Annotated in this window: 13 protein-coding genes, 1 tRNA gene and 1 riboswitch; of the genes, 12 read left to right on the plus strand and 2 right to left on the minus strand. The window is 47.8% G+C overall.

Going from position 1 to position 16,202, the window contains the following annotated elements; translation table 11 throughout:
* Positions 1-69 precede the first annotated feature (69 nt).
* Positions 70-2,124, minus strand: a complete 2,055-nt coding sequence (locus F458_RS0116695) for a GNAT family N-acetyltransferase (RefSeq protein ID WP_018984584.1) — start codon at positions 2,122-2,124, stop codon at positions 70-72.
* Between the two features lie 61 nt (positions 2,125-2,185).
* Here F458_RS0116695 and F458_RS0116700 point away from each other — a divergent pair, with 61 nt between their 5' ends.
* Positions 2,186-2,614 carry an acyl-CoA thioesterase gene (locus F458_RS0116700; RefSeq protein ID WP_018984585.1) on the plus strand — a complete coding sequence of 143 codons (429 nt, stop codon included), beginning with the start codon at positions 2,186-2,188 and terminating at the stop codon, positions 2,612-2,614.
* Here the strand turns inward: F458_RS0116700 and F458_RS0116705 are convergent.
* A complete protein-coding gene (locus F458_RS0116705; RefSeq protein WP_018984586.1) occupies positions 2,611-4,362 on the minus strand; it encodes an HDOD domain-containing protein in 1,752 nt (583 codons plus the stop codon). The two genes, F458_RS0116700 and F458_RS0116705, sit on opposite strands and share 4 nt — an antisense overlap.
* Before the next feature lie 316 nt (positions 4,363-4,678).
* A riboswitch (TPP riboswitch) is annotated at positions 4,679-4,779 on the plus strand.
* A 53-nt stretch (positions 4,780-4,832) separates the two neighbouring features.
* Between F458_RS0116705 and F458_RS0116715 the strand changes: the two genes are divergently transcribed.
* The 11 genes from F458_RS0116715 (at position 4,833) to F458_RS0116770 (ending at position 16,115) form a co-directional block, all read left to right on the plus strand.
* On the plus strand, positions 4,833-6,893 hold the full coding sequence (locus F458_RS0116715; protein WP_026294751.1) for a TonB-dependent receptor: 2,061 nt from the start codon (positions 4,833-4,835) through the stop codon (positions 6,891-6,893).
* 9 nt (positions 6,894-6,902) lie between these two features.
* Complete coding sequence (locus tag F458_RS0116720; RefSeq protein WP_018984589.1) at positions 6,903-7,166, plus strand: YkoF family thiamine/hydroxymethylpyrimidine-binding protein; 264 nt, start codon at positions 6,903-6,905, stop codon at positions 7,164-7,166.
* Positions 7,159-7,767 carry a nicotinamide riboside transporter PnuC gene (pnuC, locus tag F458_RS0116725; protein ID WP_018984590.1) on the plus strand — a complete coding sequence of 203 codons (609 nt, stop codon included), beginning with the start codon at positions 7,159-7,161 and terminating at the stop codon, positions 7,765-7,767. Before F458_RS0116720 ends, pnuC begins: the two co-directional genes overlap by 8 nt.
* Entirely contained in the window at positions 7,754-8,542 is a 789-nt protein-coding gene (locus tag F458_RS0116735; RefSeq protein ID WP_169334849.1) for a phosphotransferase, read from the plus strand. Before pnuC ends, F458_RS0116735 begins: the two co-directional genes overlap by 14 nt.
* Positions 8,543-8,652: 110 nt before the next feature.
* Positions 8,653-8,729 (plus strand) — tRNA-Trp (locus tag F458_RS0116740).
* A 52-nt stretch (positions 8,730-8,781) separates the two neighbouring features.
* Complete coding sequence (locus tag F458_RS0116745) at positions 8,782-9,249, plus strand: hypothetical protein (protein WP_018984593.1); 468 nt, start codon at positions 8,782-8,784, stop codon at positions 9,247-9,249.
* Positions 9,240-9,701, plus strand: a complete 462-nt coding sequence (rimI, locus tag F458_RS0116750; RefSeq protein WP_040610704.1) for a ribosomal protein S18-alanine N-acetyltransferase — start codon at positions 9,240-9,242, stop codon at positions 9,699-9,701. Before F458_RS0116745 ends, rimI begins: the two co-directional genes overlap by 10 nt.
* Before the next feature lie 251 nt (positions 9,702-9,952).
* A complete protein-coding gene (locus F458_RS0116755) occupies positions 9,953-11,908 on the plus strand; it encodes a hypothetical protein (protein WP_018984595.1) in 1,956 nt (651 codons plus the stop codon).
* 213 nt (positions 11,909-12,121) lie between these two features.
* Positions 12,122-13,711: a peptide chain release factor 3 gene (gene prfC, locus F458_RS0116760; RefSeq protein WP_018984596.1), complete on the plus strand. Its 1,590-nt coding sequence runs from the start codon at positions 12,122-12,124 to the stop codon at positions 13,709-13,711.
* 9 nt (positions 13,712-13,720) lie between these two features.
* Positions 13,721-15,454, plus strand: coding sequence for an arginine--tRNA ligase (gene argS / locus F458_RS0116765; RefSeq protein WP_026294752.1), 1,734 nt, complete (start codon positions 13,721-13,723; stop codon positions 15,452-15,454).
* Between the two features lie 88 nt (positions 15,455-15,542).
* Positions 15,543-16,115, plus strand: coding sequence for an NADPH-dependent FMN reductase (locus tag F458_RS0116770; protein WP_018984598.1), 573 nt, complete (start codon positions 15,543-15,545; stop codon positions 16,113-16,115).
* Positions 16,116-16,202: the final 87 nt, after the last annotated feature.

The following is a 16,202-nucleotide window of genomic DNA, read 5'->3' on the forward strand; positions in this document are numbered from 1 at the left end:
TAAAACGATGAAAAGCTTTTGTGATTTATGTCTGACAAACAGCGATGTTTAATTAGTCGGTTTTCTATTTCACCTGTCTGCTAATAGTTGTTCCGCCTCTAGTCTGATTTTTCGCTCAAGCCCCTTTTTTCCTGCCAGCTTAAATTTTTCGATAATTTTATGTTCAGTTACCCTTTCTATGTACATGGCGACCATAACCGGAAGTGGCGCTTTAGACGCCTGTTCGCGTTTTAAAAAGGCATATCGTAATGCATTACCTGTCTGATACCGATTCCGAGAGCCTTTCAGGTACGCATTTAGACGGTTTGCTATAACAGTGTGGAGGCCAAAATCGTTTACGCTCTGGCATAGCTCATCGTCTGAATCGGCTTTGTCAAACAGGTGTAGTCCGTAGATAAGTGATAATTTGTTGTGGGCGGTATTACTGAGTGGTTGTACAATAAGATTACTTACCTGACCGCTCGCTTTGTCTTGCTTGTTGCCTTTTCTGGCTATAGTGAAGCCGCAATCCTCCCAGAACCGATCTACCGAATGTGTCGAGCCATATGAACAGCTTAACCAGTCTACATTGTGGCTTTCAGCCAAGTCAGCGATATATCTGACCATCTTTTTGCCAATTCTCTGTCGCCTGAAAGAAGGGTGCACAGCAATTCGGTTGATACGCCAGTATACCTGATTTGCAAATTCCGGCTGAGCGCAAACTAGCGCAATACTTTGTGCACTGAGATGTCCCTGTATTCGCCGCTGGCCACTTGCGATCGCTTGTGCGAGTCCAGTAAGACATGCTCCCCCTTCGATATTGATAACCGCCGCGCCAATCAAATGCCCGTCACTTTTGGCGAGGATAAAAATAATATCCGGTGCATCAGTAAGTCTCATCAGATCATCAGGGGAGGTTTGATAATGTGATTCGTGAAGTAAGTGAAACACTTCTGCCAGTTTTTCAAAGGTTAATTGCTCAGCGCGGACCCTTTCAAATAAAATATTCTCGCTGGATAGCTGCATCGGTATTTGCGATGGTATAAACAATAAACAGCGGTCCAATAATTTTTCTACCGGATCATCACTGGCCCATCTGACAGGCTCATGCAGTTCAAAATGAGCCAGTGAACCATGGTGAAGTCTGGGCGCCAGAAATTTGTGTAAAAAGCCCAGGCCCGAACCCTCAAAACCCAGCGTGGTAGTGGTTAATAAACAGCGGGCATTACTATTAACGATACGAAGTACCACAGGCAGGGGCAGTGCTGCAGCCTCATCTACAATCAGAATGTCGGCGATATCAGCGGTAATATCAGGATGATCCGGAGGAAGCCATGGCACCAGGCATTTTGCTTTTTCTTCAGTAGTCGCGAGGCTTTGTGCCAGATGACGGTAAAAAACAGTCTGGCTTTGATGCAAAGGGCTAATCAGCCGCAATTTCATTGCTTTGTGAATTAGTGCACCGCAGATTAATCCGGCTAATGCTGACTTACCTCTTCCACGTGGCGCGGTAAGAACACAAAGTGGAAGATTATTACCTATATCTGCAAGGATACTGGTATAGATATTCTCTTGGTCCCGAGTTGCAAAGATTGGATTGTCAGGGCCTGCCACACTGTGTTCGTCAACGGGTAAAACGGGTAAGCGTAGCCGCCCCGCTTCAAACACAGCTACCGAAGGCTCTCCCATTACTTGTTGGATAAATTGCTCGATAAAATAACTTTTACTCAGTGTGCAGCCATAACTCAGAAACCGTGGTCGGGTAACACTGCTGTGCGTTGGCCATTGTGCAAGAGGCGGGCAAAGTATTATGAGTCTACCGGCACGACGTAGCGTACCTGCCAGTGCCAGTAATGCGTTGGGATGAAATCCCTCGTAGGCGTTGTAAATGCCAATATCAAATTCCTGACCGAGGAGATTTTTGTAATGACGCAAATCGCTCTGCGTCACAGTAGGGTATGTATCCTTTGCAACCGCGCAACCAAGCAGAGCGATCCTGATAGTCTCGGGTAACGCCTGGAGCAGACAATTGACCGATTCATAGACATCTGTTTCCATCGGATACAGTAATAACTGCCGATGATAACGTGGTGCCGTCGCGGATTCAGGGTAGCGCAGCCAATCAATCAGGTTCGTAAAAGCCATCAGCCTATTTTTACCGTATAATGAAAGCTGAAGTTTAACCTATTAATCTTAAGGAATTCGAATGCGTTTTTTATCACGCCGTTTAGTGATGCCCAATGATCTTAACTATGCTGACTCGCTTTTTGGGGGACGTGCGCTTGAGTGGATTGACGAAGAATCTGCAATCTATGCCATATGTCAGCTTGAAACCAATTGTCTGGTCACTAAGCATATTGGTGAAATTAGTTTTGAATCGCCAGCTATGCAGGGAGATATCGTTGAATTCGGATTAGCGACAAAAGCAGTCGGCCGGTCGTCTATCACGGTAAGTTGCCTGGTGCGTAATAAAGCCACCAAGAAGACGATATGTCTGGCCGATGATATTGTATTTGTTAAGGTTGACCCGGTTTCACGCCAGCCAGCCCCCCATGGCAAAACACTGGAAAGTCTTAAAGCACAAACCGATGAAGAGCTGCGTAGTTTGAATTTACTGGCGGAATCTGCTGGTTAGCCCCACTTTTCTTTTAAAGCTATTACCCGGGATCGCAGTGGCTCGTCAAAATGTTGCAAGGATTCGGTACCGTTCCGGCTGGCCAGAGCTGAAAAGGCGAGGTTATGGGCCTGGACAATCTCCTCCTGCACACTGGTTCCGTCAGCTGCCTCAATGTATTTACACAATTGCCACAGGGCATGGTTGGTATCATGCCCGAATCCCCATCTTAAGAGCATAAGTGAAGATGCGCCGTACACGCAGACACCCAGTTCTCGCGATAACTGGGCTGAAAAATCTGCAAATGTATCGCTGTCCTGCCACATTCTGAGCGCACCATCGGCAAACACACAGTCTTCATGGAAAAGTAGCAGTAATGAGAGGGTGCCAAACACTAATTGTTGACGCACATCTTCGCGCTCGGTCGTGTTTAATCTTGTTTCAGCAAGTGCGTCAAATACTGATGTACTAAATAGCATGGCATCAGTTAGCCGTTCTATATTGGGATGCCGGCATTGCTCGCTAAGCTGTTGCTGCGCTGCAAAAAGCATCGCCAGGTGCTTTATTGTAGTCAGTCCCAGATTGCGTCCTACGGCTTGTTCCAGCGTGCTGACGCTACCACCATACACAGCTTTACCTGCCTTACTCATGACATGCGCATGGAATATCGGATCTTTTTGGATAAGCGCGACCACTTGTTTTAAGGTGAGCTTGTCTTCAGGGGTACTCATGATAGCCTGAATGGTCGCGGGTAAAGGCGGTAAGTTATCCACAATAGTCAGCAAATTATCGTTGCCACGCGAGAAGCGCAACCGTGCCCCAAGCTGTCTCAGCTGACCCGCATTAATGCCTGAGAACGCTTTAAAACTTCGCTCAAACGACCGGCGGTCAGAAAATCCCAGCGCCACTGCGACCTCATCAGTTTTTTCTCCGTGCAGAAGCCGCCCTGAGGAGAGGCCGTGAATAAACGATTTAAGCAAATCACTGAAAATAATGTCTTCAGCTTTGAGCATTTTTCTTAGTGCGCCCTGTGAGACATTAAGCTTGTTAGCTACCCATTCAGCCCTGATACGCGCTGGCATCGGGGCTGTCTCGAAGGTATCCAGTAATTGCTGCTTCACCGAAGGGGCGCGAATTGCCAGGGCGGGTTCCAGCAATGTTTCAATAGATGGGCTGTGATAAAACGATGGCTCGGTTAACCAGCTGCGGGAAAATGTCAGGCATATTTGCTCTCCCTGTGTAAATGAGGCGCAGGACAATGGTTCCAATATACCCGCGCCATTACCAGGAAGTGTCACAGAATCAAAATCAAAACGTCTGCCGGCAATATGCCTGAACAGAATCAGAAAAAAATAGCAGAAAAACTCATCTCTGATAATGTCTCCCTGACTATCCCATTGCATAGTAATTCGTGCCGGTACCTCGGAATGAGTGATGGTAATTTTGCTGGCGAGTAAAGATTCACTTCGAGGTTTGAGCATCTGCAAGGCCCGCTGTATATTCTTGGTGGATATCATATACACCACCAAATTCCCCATTTTGTTGAAATCAAAATAACCGGCCAGAGAACGACCTGTCTGTTGGCATAGTTCACGAGGGGATAGATCGTTTAGTAAAGCATCAAATTCATCATCATCAATACGCTCTGACTCCACTGAAGCGAGTTTTTCAAACGCTTTAGCATCAGCGTTTGACTGAATTTGTAAATCACGCCGCAGGCTAAGCAGAGCTCGAATAATCGCCGACCAGAAGAGTCCGTGAAATGTCATTATTGCTCCATTATTCAGAAAGAGTCAGCCGGATTTTTTCAGACAGCAGCATCAACTGACCCATAGTCAGCCGCAAGTGTCCTGTTGCCAGAGTCCTGCACTGTTTATAATTAGTTTACGTTCTATAGCTTCTACCGCGAGATATGTGGAGTAGTTCATCTGCCATTCCGCATTATTATCGTTGCCGCTTAAAATGAACGTGTTTACCAACTGGTCTGTCCGACCTCTTATCGCCCGCGCCGTCACTTTCATGCGGGCGTTTTTTATTGACCCTGCTACATTACTTGTTACACTGCACGCCTGCAGATTCAGACTCTGCAATACCAAGGGGTGCCAGTTAGGCTGAGATCCGCCACCCGCGGGAACCCTTTACCTGATCCGGATAATACCGGCGTAGGGATGGTGATAGAATCCAGCCAGCTTTCCTGCCGCAGTACCGGATCTTTTTCTAATCAGACAAGAGATCCTTAATGAAATACAACGCAATACTTGCAGCCTTACTAACAATATCGAGTCCTTTGATGGCGCAGGATATTGAACGAATCACTGTAACCGGTGATTTTAGACAGGCAACCCTTGACCAGTTAAGCAGTAGCGCCACAGTATTGTCTAATGACCGACTGAATGCACGTCAGGCAACGTTTCTTGATGATATATTAAACGTAGCACCGAATGTGAATTTTGCATCAGGCGCATCACGGGGACGGTTTGTGCAGATCCGGGGGATCGGTGAGCGCTCACAATTTGCTGAGCCCATCAATCCTTCAGTGAGCTTCCTGGTAGATGACTTCGATTTTTCCGGACTGGGTGCTGCCGGTGTTTTGTTTGACACGCAGCAGGTGGAAATTTTTCGTGGGCCGCAGTCTACTTTATTTGGCACAGGAGCACTCGCCGGCGCCATCAAAATCGTTTCCAACCAGCCTGATGAAGAGCAGGAAAGTCACGCAGAACTCCGTCTCGCAAACAAAGACGCATATCGGATAGAAGCGGCTACCGGCAGCGACATTACCGATAACGTGCGTTATCGCCTGGCAGTGGTGAAAAATGCCAGCGATGGTTTTGTTAACAACACATTTTTAAATGTGGATGATACCGCAAACATTAGTGAAACCGCCGCCAGAGCTGCTTTACAGTGGGACTTAAGCGATACCAGCACACTTGATGTAAACTATCGTTGGTATGATATCGATAACGGCTACGACGCCTTCTCACTGGATAATACCCGCACCTCTCTGGCCGACCAGCCTGGTTTCGACAGACAACAAACTCACGCGGTCAGTGCTAAACTTTCGACCCTTTATAAATATGGCACACTTACCAGTATTCTTACTCACGCTTCCCATAACCTTGATTATGGTTTTGATGAGGACTGGACATACACCGGTTTTCATCCTTTCGGATACACATCATTTGATGCATATTATCGTAGTATAGAAACGCAAACCGCAGAGGTCAGATTTACCAGTTCACCCTCAGCATTGCTGTTTAACGATACTACCAGCTGGCTTGTGGGAACATTGTACAAAGCTACCGATGAGGATCTGTTAAGAGAATATACCTACGCTAATGGTGATTTTGTAAGTGAATACCAGCCAACAACAAAAGCGTTATATGGTGAGACTGTAACAGAAATTACCCCTGACATTTCTATTACCACCGGATTGCGGTTTGAAAATTATGGTTTTGATTATGCCGATAATCAGGGCCTTAGCCGTGAATACGATACAGATATGGTAGGTGGAAAAGTAGCACTGCAATATACGCCGGACACGCACACATGGTACGCCAGTATCTCGCGCGGGTTTAAAGGCGCTGGTATCAATCCTGCGCAGCGTGTTACTGAAGAAGAACGGTTTTTTGATGAAGAGTATAACTGGAATTATGAGCTTGGTGTGAAAGGACCGTTTCTGGTGCCGGAAGCCACGGTTCGTGCGGCTATTTTTTATATGCAGCGGGATAACACGCAAGTCAATGATTACGATGTTCTGATTCGTGATGACGGCACGCCAGAGTTTATTGATATCATTGATAATGCTGATTTAGGCACCAATCGCGGCGTTGAGATAGAAGCTGACTGGCTTGTCACGGCTATTTGGCAGCTGCAGGGCAGCGTCGGTTACCTCGACGCAAAGTTTGAGGAATATACCAATGCACGGGGCGACTTTATCGCTGAACAGCGTCAGGCTCAGGCCCCGCGCTGGACTGCTAATTTGTTTAGCCGAGTATTGCTGTCTGACCAGTGGTCCTGGCAGGCAGATATTGATTTTAAAGACCGCTACCGTTTCTCAGACGGTCACGATGTGATGTCTCCTTCCACCACACTGGTAAATACGCAGCTTAAATGGGAAGACAGCAACTGGTATGCGTCGATATGGGCCAATAACCTGTTCGATAAAACCTACTATGTGCGTGGTTTTGGTGGATTCAGCAACGATCCCCGCGATGGTGAAGAGGGCTACGGTATGCCAGAGCCTTACTATCAACTCGGCCCGGGTCGTCAGTATGGTGTCACGGTAGGTTATCAATTTTAGGAGCAATATATGCAAGTAATGGTAGAACTTTCTTTATATCCGCTGGCCAATGAATTTATTGGTCCCATCAAAGCATTTCTGGATCGTATCAACAGCTATGATGAGTTGGCGGTTACTACCTGCTCAACCAGCACCCAGATAACGGGTGATTACCAGCAGGTGATGAACTTGCTGGGCCAGGAGATGCAACGTACCCATGAAGAAGTTGGGCAGGCAGTATTTGTGGCCAAATTTTTAAATTTTGATGCCATGCAGTCGCGTGACCATGACTGATACATTTTTTGCCCAGATTTTGGCTACCTCGCTGGCCGAATGGCTGGCGGTAGTTCTGGCAATTGCCTATGTATGGCTGGCGGCAAGACAAAACAGTTGGTGCTGGCTGTGCGCATTTCTCAGCACAGCCATATACACCTATCTGTTCTGGCAGGTTACCCTGCCATTTCAGTCCCTGCTGAACTTTTTTTATATGATTATGGCTGTTTACGGGTACTTGCAGTGGAAAAAAGGCGGGCAGGAGCAAGCCGGCGTGCAGTCACTGCCATGGTATTGGCACCTTGCGATAGTCCCAACTTTACTGCTTGCCGGGTGGGGGCTGGCGACCATTGCGGCAGGGCAGTTCAATAACGAATTTTTGTGGCTGGATGCCTGTATTCAGGTATTGAGTGTGGTGACAACGTTTATGGTGGCACATAAAGTCTTGCAAAACTGGGTGTATTGGTTTTTCATAAACCTCGCTTCAGCGTATCTTTATGCTCAATCAGGGTTGATTTTATCTGCCTGCCTGTTTGCTGGATATGTAGGATTTTCTGTTTACGGATACTGGCAATGGCTCGGCCAATGGAAACTGCAACATGGAACACATGTCTATAATTGAAGAATTAAAGCCTGCATTATCGCTATCAGATGAGGCGAGGCTTACTCAAATCGAAGCTGGTGAAGTCAATCAGGTTTTTCAGCTGGAGGACGGCCACAACTGTTATGCGGTTAAGTCGCTGGCCAGGGATGAATTCAGTGGTATTAATCGTTTCCATCAATATCTTTTGCAAGAACAACTGGCTCATCGCAGTATCGCCCCGTCTCCTGTCTGGATGAATCAGTCGCAGAATCTGTGGGTGGAAAAGTGGTTGGAAAAGCAACCCGCACAAGAACTGGCTGGCAAAGATATTCCTGTAACCCTGGGCGCGGTGATAGCCAATATTCATAGTCAGCCGGTGACAGTGCGCCCCCTGAATTTGCCCCAGAGGTTACATCATTATATTGAAAGGGCAGGGTTAGCGCCTGATCATAAGTTGGTCAGGCAAACCCATCAGATCATTAGTCAGTACGCCTTGGATTATGTACCTGCTGAGCATCTGGTCCTTTGCCACAATGATCTGTCGTGGGGACACGTTCAGTCGGTAGAGCCAATGATAATTGTAGACTGGGAATATGGAGCGATGGGAAACCGTTTTTTTGATCTGGCTTCCTGCGCCAGTATCAATCAGTTCGATGAGACAGAAACCGCGCGGTTAATCGAAGAATATGCAAGGGCGACAACCATCAGCCATACCACTGTGGAACATTTTTTTGCTGAACAACAACAGGTAGTTGCCGTGACCGAAGCGTTATGGGAAGCAGCACTTAAAGCAAATCATCCTGACCAGTCCTAGCCAGTTTTTACTCTTATTATCATTAATGGCGAAATCCTGACCACTTAGCGCAAGGGCATCTTAAAAAGTCTTTACCTTTCAGCACGCATACGTATAATGCATTTCGCGCTAGGGGTGTAGTTCGAATTGGTAGAACAGCGGTCTCCAAAACCGATGGTTGGGGGTTCGAGTCCCTCCACCCCTGCCACTTTCCTTCTTTTTGTCGTATAGTTAGCACAAATCTTAAAGCCACAATGGCCATGTCGTTTCTTAATCAAGCTCAAATCGCCGCCCTGCAACAGATGGGAATCTGCGTCTGGCAACGCGCCAATAATTTTGATTTGCCTGCCCAAATGGCGGGATCAGATAATAAAGCGGTAACGTCTGTGGCTGCCGATACGCAGGTTGCGGATGAGACAAGAGCGTCTGTGGATAACGCAACCTCACAGGCACGCGTCGCCCAACTTCGTGAATCCCTGAACGCTATGCCAGAGAGCACCGATGGGAGGGAGCCAGTACCGTTGACTGCTCAGCAACAAAAGCAACATGCCGCATTTGTGACTGATCTCAAACTGGCCTGGAAGGGGTGTCATCCTTCCAAACCTTTTCCTGCTGTCCATATTGGCGCAGCGTTGTCTGTATCATCTACCACCATCGTCCTGCCAGTCATGCCTGAAGCATTATCTGCCAAGCAAAAATCAATGCTGTGGAAGCTGTTGTGGCAGTAAAGCCGGTTTTACAGCTCGCCACACAGGATGCTGATGCCATAGAACAGGCCTATCAGATTCATTGCCAGGTCACGTTTGCCCCATGGCGACTGGCTACGTTTGTCGATTGCACAACGCCGCCTTATCAGATAATAACGCTTTCATCTGCTGGTGTTTGTGGTTATGCCATTGTTCTTATGGTTGCCGATGAAGCAACGCTTATGGACATAGGCGTGGCGCCAGTTTGCCGTGGTCTTGGCTATGGCAACATGTTGATGGATAAAGTTATGCAGATTTGTACCCAAAAGCAGATGTCTACCTTATGGCTAGAGGTACGCGCCAGTAACAATATCGCTTTGAATTTATACAAATCCTATGGTTTTACCGAGCAGGAGCGGCGTAAAAACTATTACAATAGCGCTGCAGGTAAAGAAGATGCGGTGATTATGAAGTATCAAATCGCGCCCGGATAACAGCAGAACTGCACCTCAACGCCCCTAAGTTTAGAATATAGATTATTTCTTACCTAAAGCGAGACTGATAAGCTGCTGTTTTACAAGATGTATGCCTGACCTTTAGCCTTTTTTTCAAAAAGTGTCGATACTGGCGTATCAGCTGTTATACCCACAATCCTTAGTCAGTTGTCTACTTCACCGCTACTCTTAGCACATCTAATCGACCAGCCCGGTCGCTTTTCATGTCCTAATTGAAGTGTGTTGTAATTATGACCAGACGATTTCTTCTTTCCAGTATATGCCTTTCTGTTTTAACACTTACTGCCTGTGGTTCGGGCGGTGAAAGCACTGAAACATTACCGGCGCCAAATCAGTCCGAACCATTGATTGCGGGGGCATTACCGGCGCCAAGTAACCCTTTGCCAAGTAACCCGTTACCCGGTGAAAGCAAAGAGGAATTACCCACAGAGGATGTTGCAGAAGAGCCGGCACCTGTTGAGCTGCCTAAAGAAAGCATTCCCATAGGTCAGCTTACAGAAGATGTGACCGCTGATCCTGCTCGTTATCGTCTGGGCCATCAGGTCTCAGGTGTAAGCAGCGATATGACGGCCTGGATGTTTTCCGATGTTTTGAAATCCGGTGGCTCAGCAAACGCCTCGATTAGGCAATCTGAGCACGGTTGGTTTTACAGTAAAGAAGGTACCTTACACACTGACGATCAAAAACAAATCCAGACCGATGCCGATGGCTGGCCTGTTACAATGACCCTGAAAAATGGCTCAGTCGCAGACGAAATCTACACAACAGTAATGACCTCATCAGTGGATAATGCTTACGAGGCCGGAGTATATACTTTGCGCTTTGAGGGGCAGGGGACCTTCCGGTTTGAAAATGCTGATATCATTGATCAGACAGATAATACAATTAGTTTGCAGTATCCCGGAGCCGGGGCGCTGAAAGTGGCTATCACAGAGACTGACCCTGATCAGACCGGAGATTATCTGAAGAATATTTCTCTGGTCCGCCCCGGGGCGGCAGCTGATAGTATTTTTTCTCAGGCGTATGTGGACTATCTGAAGCCTGGCAAAGTGGTTCGCACAACCAGCATGTTCAGTGATGCAGCACTTTATGCACTACCGGAACATATAGCCCTGTTTACCGGAAACGGCTGGTCTAATCGAAGTACGCTGCAAAGCAGTCACTGGGGCGCGATATCAGGGGTACCTTATGAAGCGATGACTACCCTGGCGAACGAATCAATATCAGATTTATGGCTGAATATTCCGCTGGCAGCAGATGATGAATATGTAACGGCACTTGCCCAGCTGTTGAGTGAAACACTGGATGTAAACCGTATTCTGTATATTGAGCTGGGTAATGAACTGGCTCGCCGTACATATCCTCAGCGCGAAGGGCGAGCGTATGCGCTTGAGCAGGCTAAGCGACGCTGGCCAGACGCCATGGGGAGTGAGTTGCTCGGGACCTATTCGTTGCTGGCAAAAGAGAATATGCTTATCAGCAATTGGCAGGCTGCCCGGACTCTGGAAATACAGACTATTTTCGACACCGTCTGGCAAAATGAAGCTGATAGAGTGGTAACTGTTTTATCCGGTACAGTTAACAACACTATGAAGGACCATCAGTATAACGCTATGCTTTTGGAAGGCTTATTGTTGCAGGAATTCGAAAATACCGATGCGCCGGGACTGTTGGTAGATTCTCTGGCGGTAGATCCCCACGTGGTGAACAACTCAGCCAACCAGTTTAGTGTAGCCAGTGCAGATGCCATGCTTATCGACGCGATCAATTTTGTCGATGGTACCAGTCAGTATTACGAAGATGCCCATGCGCCGGGCTTGCGTTACGCAATTCGTCGCGCCGCGGCGCTGGCCCGGGATTATAATCTCTCATTGACGGCTTATTCAGGCGGCCATGATTTTAGTGCTTCGTCATACCTCAACTACCAGGTGCTTAAAAGTTCTCAGATGTACGATGTTTACCAGTCGGTATTTTCTGTCTGGCGAGAAGAGGGGGGCGGTCTGTTTGTGGCAGGCAAAGGTATCTCAGGTTCTCAGCAACCCGAGTACTGTGACAGCGCAAGTTATGCCCAAAACGATCGGCCACGCACCATCGGCCTGAAAGAAACACAGGGACAAACCGAAGCCGATGCCCATATGTTACGCGCGTTTAACGATGAAATGCGCGCGATTGGACAAATTAAATAAATACCCCTGATTTCATCCTTTAAGGCACTGTAATCACAGTGCCTTTTTTATTAGCTACGCTTTATCCCGCGGCGTTCTCAGCCGTAAACCTACCACTTTGTAACGGCCGAGTGTATTTCAGTGCTTTTACACTATATAATCTCGTCCCATTAATTTTGCAATCTAATGGCCGGGCGCTTACACCAGCCTGCCTGCTAACCAATAAGTCAGATCATGAGTAATAACGCGCTAGCGAGCGAAATTCAAAAACGACGCACCTTTGCTATAATATCGCACCCGGATGCCGGAAAAACCACTATCACGGAAAAAGTATTGTTATTTGGACGTGCCCTGCAAAAGGCCGGTACGGTAAAAGGCAAAAAGTCTGGTCAGCATGCCAAATCCGACTGGATGGAAATGGAAAAGGAACGGGGTATCTCGGTAACTACCTCCGTGATGCAGTTTCCTTATGCCGATCATCTGGTGAATCTGCTGGATACACCCGGACACGAAGATTTTTCTGAAGATACTTATCGGACTCTTACGGCAGTCGACTCTTGTCTGATGGTAATTGACGCGGCAAAAGGGGTTGAAGCCCGAACGCGCAAGCTGATGGAAGTTACCCGACTACGGGATACTCCTATCATTACGTTTATGAACAAACTCGACCGTGATATCCGGGATCCTATGGAGCTGCTGGATGAAGTTGAGACCGAATTGAACATGATGTGCGCTCCCATTACCTGGCCTATCGGCAGCGGTAAAGGCTTCAAGGGCATTTATCACCTCTATCGTGACGAGACTATTCTTTATCAAAGTGGCCAGGGCCATACCATTCAGCAAACCCGCACGGTGAAAGGGTTAAATAATCCCGACCTGGATGACGCTGTGGGCAGCGAGCTGGCTGGCATACTTCGCGATGAACTGGAACTGGTGCGCGGAGCGTCTAACGAGTTTGATGAAGAATTATTTTTGGAAGGAGAGCTGACCCCGGTTTTCTTTGGCACCGCGCTGGGAAATTTTGGTGTCGATCATATGCTTGATGGTCTGGTTGAATGGGCGCCGGCGCCCAAGTCCAGAGAAACAGAAGACGGTAAAGTGGAATCCGATTCGCCTGAATTCAGCGGCTTTGTATTTAAAATTCAGGCGAACATGGATCCCAAACACCGTGACCGCGTTGCCTTTTGTCGAATTGTTTCCGGTAAATACGAAAAAGGCATGAAGATGCGCCACTCGCGGATAGGGAAGGACATCCGTATCGCCGACGCGCTTACTTTTCTTGCCGGTGACCGCTCGTTGCTTGAGGAAGCTTATGCAGGCGATATTATTGGTTTGCATAACCACGGTACGATTCGTATTGGCGATACATTTACCTCAGGTGAAAACTTTAAATTCACCGGTATCCCTAACTTTGCGCCGGAACTGTTCAAGCGGATCCGCCTGCGTGATCCGTTGAAGCAAAAGCAATTGTTAAAGGGCCTTATTCAACTTGCTGAAGAAGGGGCTGTCCAGGTTTTCCGCCCGTTGACCAGTAACGATCTCATTGTTGGCGCCGTGGGTGTGCTGCAGTTTGATGTGGTCGTTGCCCGGCTCAAAGCAGAGTACAATGTGGATGCGCTTTATGAGCACATCAGTGTTAATACCGCACGCTGGGTTTATAGCAGCGACGAACGAAAGCTGGATGAATTTCGTCGCAAGGCTGAACAGAATCTGGCGCTTGATGGCGGTGACAATTTGACCTATATCGCACCTACCATGGTTAATCTGCAACTGGCGCAGGAGCGCTATCCAGACATCCAGTTTACTAAAACTCGCGAGCACTAAGATTTTAATATGAACATACATGCATTATTAGTAAGCCGCTTTAGGCAGGCATTGGAAGAAATGAACGTGCAGGATGCACCGGTTCCGGTGGCCCGAAGCGCTCGCCCTGAGTTCGGGGAGTATCAGTTCAACGGCGCCATGGCATTGGCTAAACAGTTAAAACAAAAGCCTCGGGATATTGCGCAAAACATTGTTGAGCAGGTAAAGCTGGATGACGTGGCACAAAAACTTGAAGTAGCAGGCCCCGGGTTTATAAATGTCCATCTGAACGATGACTGGCTGGCTAATCAGTGTGAGCTGGCCCTGCACGACCCGCGTCTGGGAATTGCCAAACAGCCTGCACAAAATGTGGTGGTGGACTATTCGTCACCGAATCTGGCTAAAGAAATGCACGTCGGGCATCTGCGTACCACGATTATTGGCGATAGCGTAGTAAAATTGCTGGAGTTTTTAGGGCACAACGTAATTCGCCAGAACCACATGGGCGACTGGGGCACCCAGTTTGGTATGTTGCTGGCCCATTTTAATGACAAACTCCAGGCCAACTGGATGGCTGAGACGGCACTGTCTGATCTGGAAGATTTCTATCGTGAAGCAAAAGTTCGCTTTGACAAAGAAGAGGGTTTTGCCGATCGCGCCCGTGAGTTTGTGGTGAAGCTTCAGGGTGGCGATCCGGCGTGTTTGTCATTGTGGGAAAAGTTTATTGATATTTCTATTCAACACAGTGAAGAAGTTTATAAGAAACTCAATGTTAGCCTGACGCGCGACCACGTGATGGGTGAATCAGCATACAATGATGATCTGGCTAATGTGGTAGCTGAGCTGAAACAGCAGGGAATTGCCGTGGAAGATCAGGGCGCGCAGGTAGTATTTTTGCCTGAGCTTGCCGATAAAGAAGGCACTCCGGCGGTATTTATTGTACAGAAATCTGGCGGTGGCTATCTCTACGCCACCACCGACTTAGCGGCGATGCGTTATCGTAGTGGTAAGCTTAATGCTGATCGCACCCTGATACTGACAGATGCGCGTCAGGCATATCACTTTAAGCAAACAGAAATTGTTGGCCGTAAAGCAGGGTTTATGACGCCTGAGCAATCTTATGAACATTGTCCATTCGGGATGATGCTGGGCAGTGACGGTAAACCATTTAAAACCCGCACCGGTGGCACGGTTAAGCTGGTGGATTTGCTCGATGAGGCCGTAATCCGGGCCCGGGATCTTATCGCCAGGCGCAGTTCTGAGCTTAGCGAAGACGAGTTGGACGAGGTGGCGCGTAAAGTAGGTATCGGTGCGGTCAAGTACGCCGACCTTAGTAAAAACAGAACCACCGACTACGTGTTTAACTGGGATAGTATGCTTAGTTTTGAAGGTAACACAGCGCCTTATCTACAGTATGCATTCACGCGGGTACAGAGTATTTTCAGAAAGTCTGGAATTTCCGTGGCGGACCTGCCCGTAGAAATAACATTGGCTGAGAAACAGGAACATGTGTTGGCAGTTCAGCTGATGCAGTTCGAAGAAACCATTAATGTGGTCGCCCGGGATGCGACCCCCCATGTGTTATGCGCCTATTTGTATGATCTTGCCTCTGCATTTATGAGTTTTTACGAAGCATGTCCGATACTGCGCGACGATACGCCGGTGGCAGTTCGGCACAGTCGTCTGGCATTGGCAGCCCTGGTTTCCAACACGATGTCGCTGGGATTATCGTTACTGGGTATCGAAACGCTGGAAAAAATGTAAACTGTGTTTGTATGTGGGAACACCCATGTTACTTAATTAATAAAAGGCTGTTTTGGTGACAGCCTTTTTTTGTTTTGAAGGAGTATTTATGCCCAAATTACTAGCATTTGCCGGAAGTACCCGTCGTCATTCATACAATCAGGCTATTCTTGATGTTGCTGTGCAAGGGGCTCAGGAGGCCGGTGCTGAAGTTACAATGGTCAGTCTGGCTGATTATGCTATGCCTATTTTCAACGAGGATGACGAAGCTGAACAAGGCATTCCGGCCAATGCGCAGGCCTTCAAAGAATTACTGATTAAACATGATGGCTTTCTTATCGCTTCACCTGAATATAACAGCAGCTATCCTGCACTGTTAAAAAATGCACTGGACTGGGCCTCCCGTCAGACTGGTGATGAAACGATGATGCAGGCTTACAAAGGCAAAGTGGCCGGGATTATGGCGTCTTCGGCCGGTAGTATTGGTGGTTTGCGAGTCTTGGTAGTGCTACGCATGCTTTTGGAAAATATGGGGGTGATTGTGGCCCCGAACCAAAAGGCTATCGCAAAAGTCAGTGGTCTGCTGGATGATAACCACAAGGTGTCAGACGAAAAGACCATCAAACAACTCAAAGGGCTGGGTAGAGACACGGCCATGCTATGTCAGAAAGTGTGTAATTAATGTTATCCGGGTGAGCGAGCTTGATTGCTCACCCATTCTGCCCCTCTCTTTATTCCCGCCGGTGGTAGCAAAGACTAATTTCTTCTT

The sequence above is a fragment of the Salinimonas chungwhensis DSM 16280 genome (assembly GCF_000378185.1).
Lineage (GTDB): Bacteria > Pseudomonadota > Gammaproteobacteria > Enterobacterales > Alteromonadaceae > Alteromonas > Alteromonas chungwhensis.

Excerpts from the sequence above, each read along its gene's own strand:
- F458_RS0116695 (WP_018984584.1), bottom strand. The coding sequence starts at position 2,124 with ATGGCTTTTACGAACCTGATTGATTGGCTGCGCTACCCTGAATCCGCG.
- F458_RS0116700 (WP_018984585.1), top strand. The coding sequence starts at position 2,186 with ATGCGTTTTTTATCACGCCGTTTAGTGATGCCCAATGATCTTAACTAT.
- F458_RS0116705 (WP_018984586.1), bottom strand. The coding sequence starts at position 4,362 with ATGACATTTCACGGACTCTTCTGGTCGGCGATTATTCGAGCTCTGCTT.
- F458_RS0116715 (WP_026294751.1), top strand. The coding sequence starts at position 4,833 with ATGAAATACAACGCAATACTTGCAGCCTTACTAACAATATCGAGTCCT.
- F458_RS0116720 (WP_018984589.1), top strand. The coding sequence starts at position 6,903 with ATGCAAGTAATGGTAGAACTTTCTTTATATCCGCTGGCCAATGAATTT.
- pnuC (WP_018984590.1), top strand. The coding sequence starts at position 7,159 with ATGACTGATACATTTTTTGCCCAGATTTTGGCTACCTCGCTGGCCGAA.
- F458_RS0116735 (WP_169334849.1), top strand. The coding sequence starts at position 7,754 with ATGTCTATAATTGAAGAATTAAAGCCTGCATTATCGCTATCAGATGAG.
- F458_RS0116745 (WP_018984593.1), top strand. The coding sequence starts at position 8,782 with ATGTCGTTTCTTAATCAAGCTCAAATCGCCGCCCTGCAACAGATGGGA.
- F458_RS0116755 (WP_018984595.1), top strand. The coding sequence starts at position 9,953 with ATGACCAGACGATTTCTTCTTTCCAGTATATGCCTTTCTGTTTTAACA.
- prfC (WP_018984596.1), top strand. The coding sequence starts at position 12,122 with ATGAGTAATAACGCGCTAGCGAGCGAAATTCAAAAACGACGCACCTTT.
- argS (WP_026294752.1), top strand. The coding sequence starts at position 13,721 with ATGAACATACATGCATTATTAGTAAGCCGCTTTAGGCAGGCATTGGAA.
- F458_RS0116770 (WP_018984598.1), top strand. The coding sequence starts at position 15,543 with ATGCCCAAATTACTAGCATTTGCCGGAAGTACCCGTCGTCATTCATAC.